The 14,587-nt window shown below is 33.6% G+C and carries 14 protein-coding genes; 12 read left to right on the top strand and 2 right to left on the bottom strand.

Annotated features, from left to right (window positions below; translation table 11 throughout):
- Positions 1-312 precede the first annotated feature (312 nt).
- The 7 genes from NHG49_RS16125 to NHG49_RS16095 all read left to right on the top strand — a co-directional run bounded on the left by NHG49_RS16125 (position 313) and on the right by NHG49_RS16095 (position 5,991).
- Complete coding sequence (locus tag NHG49_RS16125) at positions 313-1,062, top strand: metal ABC transporter ATP-binding protein (RefSeq protein ID WP_064475759.1); 750 nt, start codon at positions 313-315, stop codon at positions 1,060-1,062.
- Positions 1,059-1,925 carry a metal ABC transporter permease gene (locus tag NHG49_RS16120; RefSeq protein WP_064475758.1) on the top strand — a complete coding sequence of 289 codons (867 nt, stop codon included), beginning with the start codon at positions 1,059-1,061 and terminating at the stop codon, positions 1,923-1,925. Before NHG49_RS16125 ends, NHG49_RS16120 begins: the two co-directional genes overlap by 4 nt.
- A gap of 17 nt (positions 1,926-1,942) precedes the next feature.
- Positions 1,943-2,878: a manganese ABC transporter substrate-binding protein/adhesin MntA gene (gene mntA / locus NHG49_RS16115; RefSeq protein ID WP_064475757.1), complete on the top strand. Its 936-nt coding sequence runs from the start codon at positions 1,943-1,945 to the stop codon at positions 2,876-2,878.
- 265 nt (positions 2,879-3,143) lie between these two features.
- Positions 3,144-4,139 carry a CgeB family protein gene (locus tag NHG49_RS16110; RefSeq protein WP_064475756.1) on the top strand — a complete coding sequence of 332 codons (996 nt, stop codon included), beginning with the start codon at positions 3,144-3,146 and terminating at the stop codon, positions 4,137-4,139.
- A 174-nt stretch (positions 4,140-4,313) separates the two neighbouring features.
- Complete coding sequence (locus tag NHG49_RS16105; protein WP_149174073.1) at positions 4,314-5,198, top strand: alpha/beta hydrolase; 885 nt, start codon at positions 4,314-4,316, stop codon at positions 5,196-5,198.
- Positions 5,199-5,358: 160 nt separating this feature from the next.
- Positions 5,359-5,571, top strand: coding sequence for a hypothetical protein (locus NHG49_RS16100; protein ID WP_064475754.1), 213 nt, complete (start codon positions 5,359-5,361; stop codon positions 5,569-5,571).
- Between the two features lie 144 nt (positions 5,572-5,715).
- Positions 5,716-5,991 carry a hypothetical protein gene (locus NHG49_RS16095; RefSeq protein ID WP_001176332.1) on the top strand — a complete coding sequence of 92 codons (276 nt, stop codon included), beginning with the start codon at positions 5,716-5,718 and terminating at the stop codon, positions 5,989-5,991.
- 668 nt (positions 5,992-6,659) lie between these two features.
- Here NHG49_RS16095 and NHG49_RS16090 read toward each other — a convergent pair.
- On the bottom strand, positions 6,660-7,472 hold the full coding sequence (locus tag NHG49_RS16090; RefSeq protein WP_000440177.1) for a MerR family transcriptional regulator: 813 nt from the start codon (positions 7,470-7,472) through the stop codon (positions 6,660-6,662).
- Between the two features lie 84 nt (positions 7,473-7,556).
- On the opposite strand from NHG49_RS16090, the gene NHG49_RS16085 reads away from it, so the two are divergent.
- From NHG49_RS16085 to menA, 3 genes are all read left to right on the top strand, one after another.
- A complete protein-coding gene (locus NHG49_RS16085) occupies positions 7,557-8,729 on the top strand; it encodes an MDR family MFS transporter (RefSeq protein ID WP_000384374.1) in 1,173 nt (390 codons plus the stop codon).
- Between the two features lie 128 nt (positions 8,730-8,857).
- The gene (locus NHG49_RS16080; protein ID WP_000072035.1) at positions 8,858-10,288 is read left to right on the top strand and encodes an IS4 family transposase; all 1,431 of its coding nucleotides are present in this window, start codon (positions 8,858-8,860) and stop codon (positions 10,286-10,288) included.
- 303 nt (positions 10,289-10,591) lie between these two features.
- Complete coding sequence (gene menA, locus NHG49_RS16075) at positions 10,592-11,503, top strand: 1,4-dihydroxy-2-naphthoate polyprenyltransferase (protein ID WP_098102413.1); 912 nt, start codon at positions 10,592-10,594, stop codon at positions 11,501-11,503.
- A 97-nt stretch (positions 11,504-11,600) separates the two neighbouring features.
- On the opposite strand, the gene satA is transcribed toward menA, so the two are convergent.
- Positions 11,601-12,152, bottom strand: coding sequence for a streptothricin N-acetyltransferase SatA (gene satA / locus NHG49_RS16070; RefSeq protein ID WP_098102414.1), 552 nt, complete (start codon positions 12,150-12,152; stop codon positions 11,601-11,603).
- Between the two features lie 252 nt (positions 12,153-12,404).
- Between satA and NHG49_RS16065 the strand changes: the two genes are divergently transcribed.
- Both NHG49_RS16065 and NHG49_RS16060 read left to right on the top strand, forming a co-directional pair.
- Positions 12,405-12,806 carry a response regulator gene (locus NHG49_RS16065; RefSeq protein ID WP_064475752.1) on the top strand — a complete coding sequence of 134 codons (402 nt, stop codon included), beginning with the start codon at positions 12,405-12,407 and terminating at the stop codon, positions 12,804-12,806.
- Positions 12,803-14,587: a sensor histidine kinase gene (locus tag NHG49_RS16060; protein ID WP_088046756.1), complete on the top strand. Its 1,785-nt coding sequence runs from the start codon at positions 12,803-12,805 to the stop codon at positions 14,585-14,587. Before NHG49_RS16065 ends, NHG49_RS16060 begins: the two co-directional genes overlap by 4 nt.

The raw sequence follows: 14,587 nt of genomic DNA, 5'->3' as shown, positions 1-14,587 counted from the left end.
TCCATTCGTATTAGTAATTACTAATATGTTATTCTTTATTCATATTAGCATTGGCTAATATGTGTGTCAAAATGAATTGAGAAAAGTTTGATATTTTTGTTTTTTAGAGGCAAGTTTTCACAATATATTCATAAAGTAATAAAAAGAAGTTTACAAATTTGCATCTAGATTATATAATTTGACTCATATAAAAAAGTTTCCTTAAGGAAACTTTGGTGTGAATTTACATTCGCATTATATTTTTTTGTTTGAAAGTTGCCTTAGTGCAAAATAATTATATAGATGAAAAAAAGAAAGGGGAATGCATAAAAAATGGATGAGGCTATAATTGTCAAAGATTTGTTTGTATCTTATCAAGGGAATCAAGTAGTTCAAAATGTTTCCTTCGATATTGAAAAAGGGAAGCTCGTTGGAATTATTGGTCCAAACGGTGCGGGGAAATCTACTTTAATGAAAGCTGTTTTAGATCTAATTCCAAGCGATAAGGGATATGTTCAAGTCCTTGGAGAGGATATTCGAAGTGCTAGAAAGCATGTTGCTTATGTACCACAAAGAAGTGATATAGATTGGGATTTCCCGATTACAGTTTTAGATGTGGTACTAATCGGAACGTATCCATCTTTAGGGATGATGAAAAGACCGAAGCAAGAGCATCGAGATTGGGCTTTTGAATGTCTAAAAAAAGTCGGTATGGAGGAATTTAAAAATCGTCAAATTGGTGAGCTTTCAGGTGGACAACAACAACGGGTCTTTTTAGCGAGAGCATTAGCACAAAAGGCAGAAATATTTTTCCTAGATGAACCATTTGTAGGAATTGATGTAACAAGTGAAGAGACAATTATTAAAATCCTTAGAGAATTACGCAAAGAAGGGAAAACAATTGTCGTAGTACATCACGATTTAAGTAAAGCAGAATCGTATTTTGATAAATTGCTATTATTGAATAAGAGCTTAATTCATTACGGAGAAGTAAGGCAAGTACTAGAACCAACTGTTATGTCAAAAGCGTATGTAAATCACGGCATATTGTTTAATAATGCAGCGGAGGTACATTCATCATGAAGATTATAGAATTTATAGATGCATTAATGCAGTACGGTTTTCTGCAGAAGGCGTTATTAACTTCCGTGATGGTAGGAGCGATTTGCGGCGTAATTGGCTGTTTTATTATTTTACGAGGTATGGCTTTAATGGGGGATGCCATTTCACATGCTGTTCTTCCAGGGGTAGCACTTTCTTATATGATTGGTATGAACTATTTTATAGGAGCCGTTTTAACAGGAGTTATTACTGCAGTCGGAATTGGGTTTGTAAGTCAAAATAGTCGAATTAAACATGATATGGCGATAGGGATTATGTTTACATCTGTTTTCGCTGTAGGGATTATTTTAATTACCTTTATGAAGAGTAGTTCGGATTTGTATCATATTTTATTTGGGAATGTTCTATCAGTTCGTTCTTCTGATATGTGGATGACACTTATTATTGGAGTTGTCATTATTGGTCTTGTGATTCTGTTTTATAAAGAACTACTCGTATCTACTTTTGATCCAACGATGGCGCAAAGTTATGGGTTGCCAAATAAGTGGATTCATTACGGCTTAATGATTCTTCTTACAATGGTTACAGTTGCTTCACTTCAAACTGTAGGAATTATTCTAGTTGTCGCTATGCTTATTACACCGGCGGCTACAGCGTATTTATTAACAAACCGTTTATGGGTCATGATTTATTTAGCGGCAGGTATTGGTGCACTTTCATCTGTAGTAGGGCTATATTTTAGTTTCTCTTATAATCTTGCTTCAGGTGCAACGATTGTTCTTGTTGCAACATTCTTATTCGCATTGGCATTCTTTTTCTCACCGTCACAAGGTTTGTTTTGGAGAGTTATCAAAATTAGAAAAAATAGAGCAGAGTTGTCATAATTGATTGGAGGATAAAGATGAAATTCAAAAATGTTTTATTATCAATACTTTGTATTTTCGTATTTGCATTAACAGCGTGTTCTAGTAACACAAATGGGAAAGAAGAGAAAAGTGGGAAATTAAAAGTTGTAACTACATACTCCATTATATATGATATGGTGAAGCAAATTGGTGGAGATAAAGTTGAGATTCATAGTCTTGTTCCAATTGGAGCTAACCCACATGAATATGATCCACTACCAAAAGATGTTATGAAAATGACAGATGCAGATATGGTGTTTTACAATGGGTTAAACCTAGAAGAGGGCGGAGCATGGTTTAAAAAACTATTAAAAACGGCAAATAAATCAGAGAAAGATGCACCTGTTTATAAAGTAAGTGAAGGTGTAGAAGCTATTTATTTAGAAACAAAAGGATTAGAAAAAGAACCAGATCCACATGCTTGGATGAATATTAAAAATGGTATTGTATACGCTGAAAATGTGAAGAAGGCATTAATTAAAGAAGATCCTAAAAATAAAGAGTTCTATACTAAAAATGCCGACAAGTATGTAGCGGAACTTCAAAAATTACATGATGAGACAGTCAACAGAATTCATCAAATCCCTGAAGAAAAACGTTTCTTAATTTCTAGTGAAGGTGCATTTAAATATTTTGGAAAAGCATATGGCATTAAGACGGGATACATTTGGGAAATCAACTCAGAAAATCAAGGTACACCAGATCAAATTAGAGATGTTGTAAGTGTAATTCAAACAAACAAAGTGCCAGCTTTATTTGTTGAAACAAGTGTAGATCGACGTAGCATGGAAACTGTTTCAAAAGAAACAAACGTACCAATTGCAGGTACAATTTTTACAGATTCACTAGGTAAATCAGGTGAGGATGGAGATACTTACTTGAAAATGATGAAATGGAATACAGATACCATTATTAAAGGGTTACAAAAGTAAAACTTAGCTAGTGTAACTATTGAAGTTTTATACGATAAGAAAGAGCCAACTCATGTGAATTGGCTCTTTTTTTATGTACCATGTTTTATTAATAATTGGACTGAATATGACCTAGTTTTATTCCCTTCGTGCCAGCTTCCAAAATGAGAGGAGTTCAACATAATGGACATAAACGTTGCTTATACATGTAAAGTAAGATGTCATAAAATGAATAAAGACTGCTAATTTTTGCGCACTTTGATTATGTAGAAATAGGGGGGATGACATGAAAGATAATACGCCTAAAAAAATTTTATTTATCCAATCAGGAATTCCTTTTTATTACCCAATGATCGAAGAAGCAATTTTGAATAGTTTACAAAAGGTAAACAGTAATACAATTATGGTGAACCCAGAACGAGCGGTAGAAACTGCATTAAAAATGAAACCGGATTTTATTTTGGTACTAAGTGGTTTAAACGAGGGATGTATTAGTGTCATGCCAGTCCTAAAGAGTGCAGGTTTTACTACTGGACTTTGGTTGACAGATGATCCGTATTATACGGATGTAACACAAAATCTTGTTCCGTATTATGATTACATATTTACGCAAGATTTAAATTGTATCAAGTTTTATAGGGGGTTAGGATGTAATAATGTGTTTCATCTCCCGTTAGCAGCAAATCAAGATGTGTTTAAGCCTTCTCAAAAAGAAGATACATATAAGTATGATCTTAGTTTTATAGGTACAGCATTTGAAAATAGAATTAACTTTGTTGATTCTATTTCAGAGTATTTAGTAGAAAAAAACATAAAAATTGTGGGATTCGGTTGGGAGAAGTTAAAGAATTATGAAAGGTTAAAGAATAAAATACAAATCTTGCCACTTGCAAAGTATGAAGATGCATTACAATTTTACGTATCAACTAAAATCAATATAAATTTACACCGTTCACCAAATGATCAGGAATTGAATTGTAATGCTGCAAACATCCAAGCATATTCAGTAAACAATAGGACGTTTGAAATTAATGCTGTAGGTTCTTTTCAATTAACTGATATACGCCCAGATGTAGCAAAGCATTACATACCAGGTGTTGAAATAGAAACCTTTTACAGTGCACCAGATTTTATACAAAAAGCAGAGTATTATTTGGAACATGTACAAGAAAGAAAACAAATTGCAAAAAATGGACTGGATAGAACTTTAAAAAATCACACATATGATAAACGCATATTACAACTATTAAACTATATTAATTTCATAGGCGTGAAGATGTAGTTTAACCATTAACTGAAATGATAAGCGTTTCGTGCTTTCAACGAGAGTTAACTCTCGGATTCTATAAAATCATTTACGAAAAAGGGATTTGGATAATTTTGCTGAATTTATTCATTTAGAAAAAACAATTTTGCATTCAAACTAATTTACATCTGATAATTAGAGGAGATTAAAATGAATTACTTTTTTGTAGAATTTGGTGAGTATGAAGCAAGTGTTTGTGAATGGGGAGATAAAAGTAATCCTCAAATCATTTGTTTTCATGGTTTAGGAAGTACAAAATTAAGTTTTATCGAAATAGCGGAACTTTTAAAGGATGATTATCATATTGTATCGTTTGATCTACCTGGACATGGGAAAACACGAAGTTTTGAGAAGGATGAAGATTACGGTGCATCTCATTTAACAAAATGGGTAGTAGCATTACTTGAAGGGATAGGAAAAGAAACATTTCATATAGTAGCACATTCATGGGGAGCAAGTGTTGCGCTTCACTATGCAGCAGAATGTACAGAAAAAGTGAATAAAATGGTTTTGTTAGATGGTGGTTATCATCATGGTAAAATGAATGCAAATTATTTTGCGGAGCTATATAAAGGTGCGAAAGAAGGAGAGTGCCCACCTCGGTCATTAGAAGAAGAAATCACCCATTATGAGAAAGATTTTGATGAATATATTTTTGACAGTAAAGAAGCGTTCATCCAATCAGAAAAAATGGTTTACACTAGATGGTCGCCATTAATAGAGCGTGCGGTTTATGATTTAATGAGAGAAGAAGATAATAAAGTGAAATGGCATGCTACTGGCGATACCGCTAGAAGTGTAATTAAGTTTCAATATACAGTGTATAAGACATTGAAATCTCATAAAATTAAAAGCGATATTTTACTATTGTATTGTGATCTTCCACATAATTATTTAGAAATAAGAGAATTGCAGATTGCGGAATTTAGGAAGCATATTGATATTACGACTAAGCTTTATACAGATACAGGGCACCTAATGCATTGGGATAGACCGGAAGAGATTGCCGAGGATGTTTTACATTGGTTCATATAAAGGAGGTCCGTTGTTCGAATTTGAGCAACGGATTTTCTTTTGAAAAATTTAATGTAGTTGTCATAATCAGTTCCTTGTAAATAGACATAATAAAAACTAGTTATAAGTTCAAAAGGAAAAAAGTGATGAAAATAAAGAATTAACAAAGCAAGCCAATGCATTGCAAGGTGAGATTCAACAAGAATTTTTAGCTACATTTAATAAGTTGAACATGAATGATATTACTGGCGATGTAAAAGAAGCCCGTAAATCTTTAGATGATCTTATGGCTTGGATACAACAATCTGACCTATTAAAATCTCAAAAGGATTTTGTTGATACGTTACCTGAAAAAGAAACAAGTATCTCTAAACTAGAGGAAAGTAAAAAATAAAGAAAAGAGGTTGCCTAAAAGTAACTACTCAGCGACTTTTGGGACAACCTCTTCTTTTTGTTGTAGATTTTCAAGAAAAATTTAGAATAAAATAAAAAATATAATCACCTACCTATTATTCACTAATGAAAAGAGGCTAGCGAAATGCAACTGAAGTATGGGAAGCACATTAATATATTATCTATTGTTCTAACTTTGTTCTCTTTTTCTGTAATTGTAAGTTTCTCTACCTGGTTGAGTGGATATTCAATTCCCAACCTTTCTACAATGCTTAAGGTAACAATGTTGAGTGCATTTATTCTTGGCATTATAGGGTTTAGACAAGAGAAAAGCGCACTAGCGATTATAATTATGGGAATATGTGCCTTTGCTCTAGTCGTTCTATATACTTATGCGGTTATAAGTTTTCTTGAGCATTAAACACCATAAAAAAGAAACGAACATTTTTGTTCGTTTCTTTTTTTGGGATGATTATTATAAAATAGCCTCTTCTAATGATTGAGTGCTGAATCCAAGAATTAATTTTTGAATGTTATTTTCATGATCTTTTACAATGATATATGGAACGCCCTGTACGTTAAAGGGTTCAACCTCTTCTTTTTCTTATGGGGTATTAGGGGTACCACCCCATGCCCATCAAGCTAATATTTTATAGTACCCCCAGAACCAAATTTTTATCTCTCTACAGTTATTTATGTGAATTCAACTCGATTTTTTGTTTTGTGGGATAATTAGTTTTTTAACTTGATGGCGATAGGGAAAATGCTTTTCGTGTAAGCGTCAAATATTCCCCACCTACTATTTTTATTGTATATTTTAGAGTTACTTGATGTTTACTCTATTCGGGGTACCGCCACATCACCATCAAGCTAAGAAAAGCAAATACCCGAAAATGAGAAAATTGACGTCTCCAGATTAAAACGTACAATTTTCTCGTTTTGGGGGTATTTTAAAATTTCAACTTGATGATGGGGTATGCCCTACTAAACATAAAGTTCGATTCTCTTTTTATCACTTTTTTTAAAAGTACTCGCTGCAATTGTTTTTCCTATTTTTAATTTTTACTAAACAAAGATAACATTATAGCTTTAACTCTTTAAACACTTTGTTACCTGTATACTAATTTTAGTAAGATATTCCTCCTTATTATTAGTTCTTAATGGATTGTAGAAGTAATCTTCATAGGCATTTCCTTCAATAACATAGCCCTCTGATTTGATAAATTCCGTGATATTGTGGTATGCGGATTCAATATCTTTATAAGATCCTTGGTGATAATATATGACATAAATTCCTCCTGGTTTTGATTGACCTGTTTCTAAATCACTATAACAAAATAAGTGATCTACCTCCTCATATCTTTCTTGAATCAGGCTCTCTCTTGTTATCACAGATCCAATAGGAGCAGGAACAAACAAGCCTATTTGCTTGCTAAAATGTTTTACCCAATCGAAATCGGTCATGCTATTTTTCGAATTTACATCGCTTAAGAAAATAGATTTTTTCTGTGTCTTTTGGATATAAACCTTCCCAACTTCAACGTTTTTTCTTTCTTCTTCCATTGAAATAATACCCTTAAAGAAACGACGAATTTGAATTAATTTCTCAATTTCTTCTTCCACCAGAACTGTCTGCTGTTTTGCCATTTCAACAAGTTTGTAAGTGTTGGGAGAATTAAGATATTCTTTTAGTTCCTCAATCGAAACTCCCACTTTCCGAAGAGATTGGAGTGTTGAGAATGTATTAATTTGATCGTAGGTATAATATCGATAACCATTGGGAAGTTTACCGGCAGGTTTAAAAAGATTGATTCTATCATAATAAAACAAGGTGTCTTTTTTCACCCCAAAATAACTAGCAAATTCTCCTGTACTTAAGGTTTTAAGGTTTTTTCTCTCCAAGTTAAAAACTCCTCTTGACTATAGACTAACTCCACACTTCATACTAGCATAAGCAAACGCATGTTAATACAGGAGGTTTTTATTATGGATTATTTTCACCCCCTCGTCTGGCAGCTGCTCGGTGGTACGACCTTCGCCCGCACAGCTAGCTTTATGACGATACCATTTTTAGCACTTTATTTACAAAATGATTTACATGCCTCACCAATTATGATTGGTTTAGCAGTCGGTATTTCACAATTGACTGCGACATTTGGTGGCTTCTTCGGTGGTTTCTTTACTGACCGGTTTGGCCGAAAAAAAATTATCATCATATCGATGTTCTGTTGGAGTATAGTCTTTTATGGCTTTGCATTCGCAAACTCTGTTTGGATATTCGTTCTATGCAATGCTCTCAACGGTATCTGTCGTGCATTTTTTGAACCAGCTTCACAAGCTTTGATGATTGACTATACTGACGAAGATAGGCGTCGTCGCCTATTTTCAATTCGATATACTGCCATCAATTTATCAGCTGTGATCGGCCTTTTGCTCGGTATTGTCATTTCAAAAGCATCATCAATAAGTTTTCCATTCCTTATTACTGCAACGATGTACTTATTGTATGCGATTTTCTTAGTCATCACTTTACGACGTATAGAGGAGCAGAATACGGTCAATGTTACGCAAGATATTGGCGACTTGATGCGTGTTCTTTTACAAGATAGCACACTTATGTTGCTCATTATTGCGAGTGTTATTTGCAATTTCGTATATATGCAAACAGAGGCAACAATGCCACAATTGCTTAATTTAACTATGGCAGACGGAGTAGCATTATATTCAGTTCTAATTGTGATTAATGCTGCAACAATCGTAATTCTTCAATTGCCACTCGGCATTTTAAGCGAAAAAGTAGCAATCAAAACAAGTCTTATTTTCGGGGGCGGACTATTAGCACTTGGTATGTTAATCTTCCACTTCGCTGATAATTGGACACTTTTTATTGTCGGTATGGTTGTGTTCTCACTTGGTGAAATTTTTGTTTTCCCAATGACGAGTGCTATAGTCGAAATGATTGCACCCGCGCATCAAAAAGCAACATATCTTGGTTTTATGCAATTTCAAAACTTAGGTGGCTTCTTAGGCCCAGTGCTTGGTGGCTGGTTGATTATCCATTTTGCACCACAATTGTATTTGGTGATGGTTAGCCTATGCTTAGTAGTTATTATTTGCTACATAGCAGCTTTACGTGGCAAATCATTTCGAATGTCTTAATACAAATAAAAACTGTGACTACATGAGGTACGGTCACATTACCATAAAGCTAAGGTTTCACACTATTCATTAAGCAAAAAAGACGTTATTCTTACTGTAGAATTATAGGAAAGGATGGCGTTTTTTGTATGTCTAATTCTGTATCTGACGACTTACAATTATTTGCACAGGAGATAAAGAGTCTTTTATCCCCAAATACCTTACAGAATCTAGCTAGAGATGTTGGATTTGTACAGCGAACAAGTAAGTATCAAGCACAAGAGTTAGTAGCTTTATGCGTATGGCTAAGCCAAAGTGTAGCAAAAACTTCCTTAACCCAGTTATGTAGTTGTTTAGAAGTATCAACAGAAGTACTCATCAGTCCTGAAGGACTAAATCAAAGATTTAACGCCGCAGCCGTCCAGTTTCTACAACAAGTTTTAGCCAAACTTCTAAACCAAAAGTTATCTTCAGCTAAGCTAATTTCTTCTCCATATACTTCTATTTTCAAGCGTATTCGTATCTTAGATTCAACTGCATTTCAACTCCCGGATGTATTTTCATCGGTTTATCCAGGTGCAGGAGGATGCAGCCATACAGCTGGGATAAAAATTCAGCTTGAGTATGATTTGTTAAGCGGACAGTTCCTACATATTCATACAGGTCCAGGTAAACAACATGATCGCACTTACGGCTCTCTGTGTGCCCCAACTGTGGCAGCGAATGATTTATGTATCCGAGATTTAGGTTATTTTCATTTAAAAGACCTTCAATATATACAAGATCAAGAGGCCTACTATATTTCTCGTATCAAGTCGAATACACGTATTTATCAAAAAAATCCTAACCCTGATTATTTTCAAGATGGAAGAATTAAGAAAGGTACAGAGTATATACAGTTAGATATGGAGACGGTAATGAACTCCCTTCAGCCAGGACAAACATGGGAAATAGCTAATGCTTATGTAGGAATGATTGATAAAGTGTCAGCTCGTGTAATTGTCCATCGATTAACAAAACAACAGCAACAAAAACGATTACAAGATCAAGCTGTAAGAGAAAAAAAGAAAGGAATGAAGTATTCTCCTCGTAGTAAACGACTCAGTGGTATCAATGTATATATGACAAACACTTCTACAGATATTGTCCCGATGGGACAGGTACATGACTGGTATTCTTTGCGTTGGCAAATCGAAATTTTATTTAAAACGTGGAAGTCATTCTTTCAAATCCATCATTGTAAAAAGATAAAATCAGAACGATTGGAGTGCCATTTATATGGCCAATTGATTGCCATTCTACTCTGTTCTTCTATCATGTTTCAAATGCGCCAATTGCTCCTCATGAAGAAAAAACGAGAGCTTAGTGAGTATAAAGCCATATATATGATTAAAGACTATTTTCTTCTTCTATTCCAAACTATACAAAAAAACACCCAAGAGCTATCAAAGGTGTTACTCCGCCTGTTCAATCTCCTACAGCAAAACGGGCGGAAATCTCATCGATATGAGAAAAAAACGGTCTTTGATATATTAGGTGTCGTTTACAATTGTACCATGTCTGATAATCAAGCCGCTTAATTCAAAAAAGTGAAACCCGTTAGGGTTTATTTCGTATGCAAATCTTTCAATCACCTACACTTGCCCTTTAGAAAAAGAAACAATCTCGCCTAAAATTGACTTTGCATAAGCTTAGCTTGATAGCGATGGGGTACCACCCCATATTAGAAAAAACGATATTTTGATGCAAAGTTATCGTGCAAGCAAGAGCATTAAAGTTCTATCGCCAATTCTTTTTTTGATATAATAGATGTGAAGCAGAAAATAGATAGAAAGATACTGCTAGTCATTTATACTTAAAATGTAGGGAGCTTGAACAGAGTTATGGGGACAGAAAAAGAAATTAGTTCCGCTAAATTAATATGGAAGATGACGCGCCCGCATACATTAACGGCGACGTTTTCTCCTGTAATTTTAGGAACAGTAGCATCACTGTATGTTACAGACATTCATTGGCTTTTATTTATTGCGATGATGGTTGCATGTTTAGCATTGCAAATAGCAACGAACTTATTTAATGAGTACTATGATTTCAAACGTGGATTAGATACCGCTGATTCTGTTGGCATCGGTGGTGGAATTGTCCGTCATGGATTGAAACCAAAAAATGTGTTAACAGTTGCGCTTTTATTGTATGTAGTAGCAGCACTTATTGGAGTTTATATTTGTATGAATAGCAGCTGGTGGTTAGTCGTTATTGGTTTAATTGGGATGGCGGTTGGCTACTTATATACAGGTGGTCCATTACCAATTGCGTACACTCCGTTTGGAGAATTAGTTTCTGGATTGTTAATGGGGACATGTTTTGTACTCATTGCTTTCTTTATTCAAACGAATACGATAACGATTGAAAGTGTATTGATTTCCATTCCAATTGGAATTTTAGTCGGTGCAATTAACATGTCTAATAACATCCGAGATATCGAAGAAGATATTAAAGGTGGAAGAAAGACATTAGTAATCCTCCTCGGGAGAGAAAAAGCAATAGTAACACTAGCTGTAGCCTTTTTCATTGCTTATTTATGGATCGCGGTGATTGTATTGATGGGTTATATAAGCCCTTGGGCATTAGTTATGTTCCTAGGTTTGAGAAAGCCAATCTCTGCTATTCAAAGCTTCCAAAAAGGAGCAAAAGATCCCGGGTATATGCGCATCGCAATGAAATCAACAGCGATGACAAATACGATTTTCGGCTTCTTATTATCAGCAGGATTATTAATTAGCTACTTGTTTTAAATGAAAACTATTGTTAAATAACTTAACCCCAATTTCTCAATTTTAATATGGAGAGATTGGGGTTTTATTTTGAGTTTTTTAACGTTATAAACTATTCTCATTTGAAATGCATATACCAATAAATTGCAATTTCATCACTTGTCATATCCAAACCTTTATAAACAAGAAAATCAAATCCGCCTATTACAAATCCACATTTTTCATAGAACTTACATGCTGCGACATTATTATTTTGCGTTTCAAGCATGATACCGGGCATGTTGCCTTCTTTTGCCCATTGCTTTGCTTGATCAACTAATCTTTTACCAACCCCGAGTGTACGATGTTTTTTATCCACCGTTATATCTTCTATGTAAGCATAGTGATTCCAATTCTTTTTCAATACTATTAATCCGATGATTTGGTTATGTAACAGTGCTATGTAAATTACTTGATTGGGCTTATTTATATATTCATTGTACGCCAGTTCTTCATTATCATTTTGTAAATAACTTTTTTCATAACTCGGAACGTCTTCTACTGTATATTCTATGCGTCTACTTACTTTTGAAAGAGAAAGAATTAACCGAGCATTCACTATAAAACTGTCATCAATCTCTGGGTGATTGTCTAAATCATTTGTTTCTAACTTTCTAATTAAAAGGCTCATCGTGATACCTCCAAATCATATTATTTTTTCTGGCTCTTTATGTGATTCAAATTTATTCCAATTACAAAATTATAATGGAATTTCAATAGTAAGGCTATCTCTGCATTTTATCTTTATACCGTCATGCTATTATCTAGATATAACTATGTTGTATGTAGTAGTGACGGAAATAGTGAAAGATTTCTAATTGGTTAACATATAAAATGAACTATTTCTTCCTAACCATAAAATGAATCGTGGAGAAGATAAAGGATGCAAAAAACAATATTAATTGTAGAAGATGAAGATATTTTACGTGAGATTATGAAGGATTACTTATTAAACGAAGGGTATAACGTCTTAGAGGCGATTGATGGGAAAGAAGCATTATCTATATTTGAAGAGCATGAGGTACATTTAATTATTCTAGACATTATGTTACCAGAATTAGATGGTTGGGCGGTCTGTCGGCGAATTCGGAAGAAATCTAATGTACCTATTATTATGTTAAAGGCTCGGATAGATGAGGATGATACTCAACTCGGATTTGAACTAGGAGCAGATGATCGCACTATTAATAGTCATATTCGTAATTTTTGTCATAAATTAGGACAAAAAGCAGCTTGTATTGTAACTGTTGTGCGTGCTGGTAATAAATTTGAGGGACAAGTATGAAAAAAGGAATTGTATTAAAGTTATTTATTTTAACAACAGCATTATGCACACTTATTTTAGTAACTATTTTTATTGGACAAACTATATTTTTTAAGCAATACTACGCAAATCGAAAAGTTAATGATATTAAAACAAATATTCAATCCTTTGAAAAAGCATATGTAAAAGCTGGAGATGATGCGAAAGCAATTCAAGAATTGGAACAAAATTTCTATCAAGAGAATGCGACATGGATTACAACGTTAGATCGTGTAGGTAATATAAAATATGCAAATGATTTTTCTATAGAAATTCAATTAGACCCTAACGAAAATAAGAGATTTTCTGAACGTTCCATTCACATACCGTTGTATAGTTTTATCAATTTAGAAGATATACAAAGGATGAAATATAGTTTAGAACAAGGGAGTCATATTATTATCGATGGAGTACAGAAGGGGGATATAGTAGTCCCTGCGATGTTAACAATAAAAGAGAAGAATGTCGGGCTAGAGAACAAGCAACTGTCAGAAAGATTGTATGGGCCAAAAGCTGTATCTTCAAAAGAAAGTTCACAATTATATTTAGCAGGAATCATTCAAAACGTGCAATTACCGGAGGGGACTGTAGGAACGAATTTTATATATGGAAATCGTGTGCTTATAGATAGAATAAAACAATTTCAGGTTGATTTATTATTGGATCAAAAATTTAATGATGTTACTTCTATAGAAATAATGGATTACGAAGAAAATGATATTAAATATAAACTATTAATCAAGCCGACAAAAGACGCAGAGGGTAAGATAAACTATATATTTGCTATGACATCATTGCAACCAGTTGATGAAGCAGTGCAAATGATAAAGGATTATTACGTATATTTAATTATCTTTGTACTGATTTTAATTGTTTTAATATCGTTCTATTACTCAAAAAAAATCGCCAAGCCATTATTACAAATAAATGATACTACAAAAAAAATTGCGGGTTTAGATTTCTCAGAGACGATATCTATTACTACAAGGGATGAGATAGGTGATTTATCACAAAATATTAACACACTTTCTAAAGCTTTGCATTCGTATATTCATCAATTACAGCAAGATATAGAGAAAGAAAAGCAATTAGAAAATACACGTAAAGAATTTATCGCGGGTGTTTCACATGAGTTAAAAACACCTTTAAGTATTATGAAGAGCTGTATTTCAATTTTGGAGGATGGTGTTGCTAGTAATAAAAAGGAGTATTACTTTAAAGCAATGTCAAAAGAAGTAGATAAAATGGATATGCTCATCATTGATATGCTGGAGTTAGCAAAATTCGAATCTGGTACGTATAAAATGGAAATGGATGTTTTCTATATTGATGAGATGATTGATTATATATGTGAACAATTAAGCCCGGATATAACAGCTAAGCAATTACATGTTTATAAAGAACTTTCTAAAATTGAAGTTGTTGCAAACCAACATCGCATAGAACAAGTTATAACTAACTTTATTACGAATGCAATTCGTTACACACCAGAACAGGAGACTATCATTATTTCTACAATAGAAGAGAATGAACGTGTAAAAGTATGTGTAGAAAATAAAGGAGCACATATTGAACTAGAACATTTAGAAAAAATATGGGATCGTTTTTATCGAGGAGATACGTCACGTCAACGTTCAAAAGGTGGAACAGGATTAGGCCTTGCTATTTCAAAGAATATTTTAGAGCTACATGGTGCGGGATATGGTGTTTTGAATACAGAAGATGGCGTATTATTTTTCTTCTATTTGAATAAAAACGTGTAG

This window comes from Bacillus sp. IBL03825, from assembly GCF_024712505.1.
In the GTDB taxonomy this organism is placed as follows: domain Bacteria; phylum Bacillota; class Bacilli; order Bacillales; family Bacillaceae_G; genus Bacillus_A; species Bacillus_A wiedmannii.
The sequence above is the reverse complement of the archived record's forward strand: the minus strand, read 5'-3'. Positions and strand labels throughout refer to the sequence as shown.

Bases quoted from the DNA above. Each gene is read 5' to 3' on its own strand.
- NHG49_RS16125 (WP_064475759.1), top strand. From the start codon at position 313: ATGGATGAGGCTATAATTGTCAAAGATTTGTTTGTATCTTATCAAGGG.
- NHG49_RS16120 (WP_064475758.1), top strand. From the start codon at position 1,059: ATGAAGATTATAGAATTTATAGATGCATTAATGCAGTACGGTTTTCTG.
- mntA (WP_064475757.1), top strand. From the start codon at position 1,943: ATGAAATTCAAAAATGTTTTATTATCAATACTTTGTATTTTCGTATTT.
- NHG49_RS16110 (WP_064475756.1), top strand. From the start codon at position 3,144: ATGAAAGATAATACGCCTAAAAAAATTTTATTTATCCAATCAGGAATT.
- NHG49_RS16105 (WP_149174073.1), top strand. From the start codon at position 4,314: ATGAATTACTTTTTTGTAGAATTTGGTGAGTATGAAGCAAGTGTTTGT.
- NHG49_RS16095 (WP_001176332.1), top strand. From the start codon at position 5,716: ATGCAACTGAAGTATGGGAAGCACATTAATATATTATCTATTGTTCTA.
- NHG49_RS16085 (WP_000384374.1), top strand. From the start codon at position 7,557: ATGGATTATTTTCACCCCCTCGTCTGGCAGCTGCTCGGTGGTACGACC.
- NHG49_RS16080 (WP_000072035.1), top strand. From the start codon at position 8,858: ATGTCTAATTCTGTATCTGACGACTTACAATTATTTGCACAGGAGATA.
- menA (WP_098102413.1), top strand. From the start codon at position 10,592: ATGGGGACAGAAAAAGAAATTAGTTCCGCTAAATTAATATGGAAGATG.
- satA (WP_098102414.1), bottom strand. From the start codon at position 12,152: ATGAGCCTTTTAATTAGAAAGTTAGAAACAAATGATTTAGACAATCAC.
- NHG49_RS16065 (WP_064475752.1), top strand. From the start codon at position 12,405: ATGCAAAAAACAATATTAATTGTAGAAGATGAAGATATTTTACGTGAG.
- NHG49_RS16060 (WP_088046756.1), top strand. From the start codon at position 12,803: ATGAAAAAAGGAATTGTATTAAAGTTATTTATTTTAACAACAGCATTA.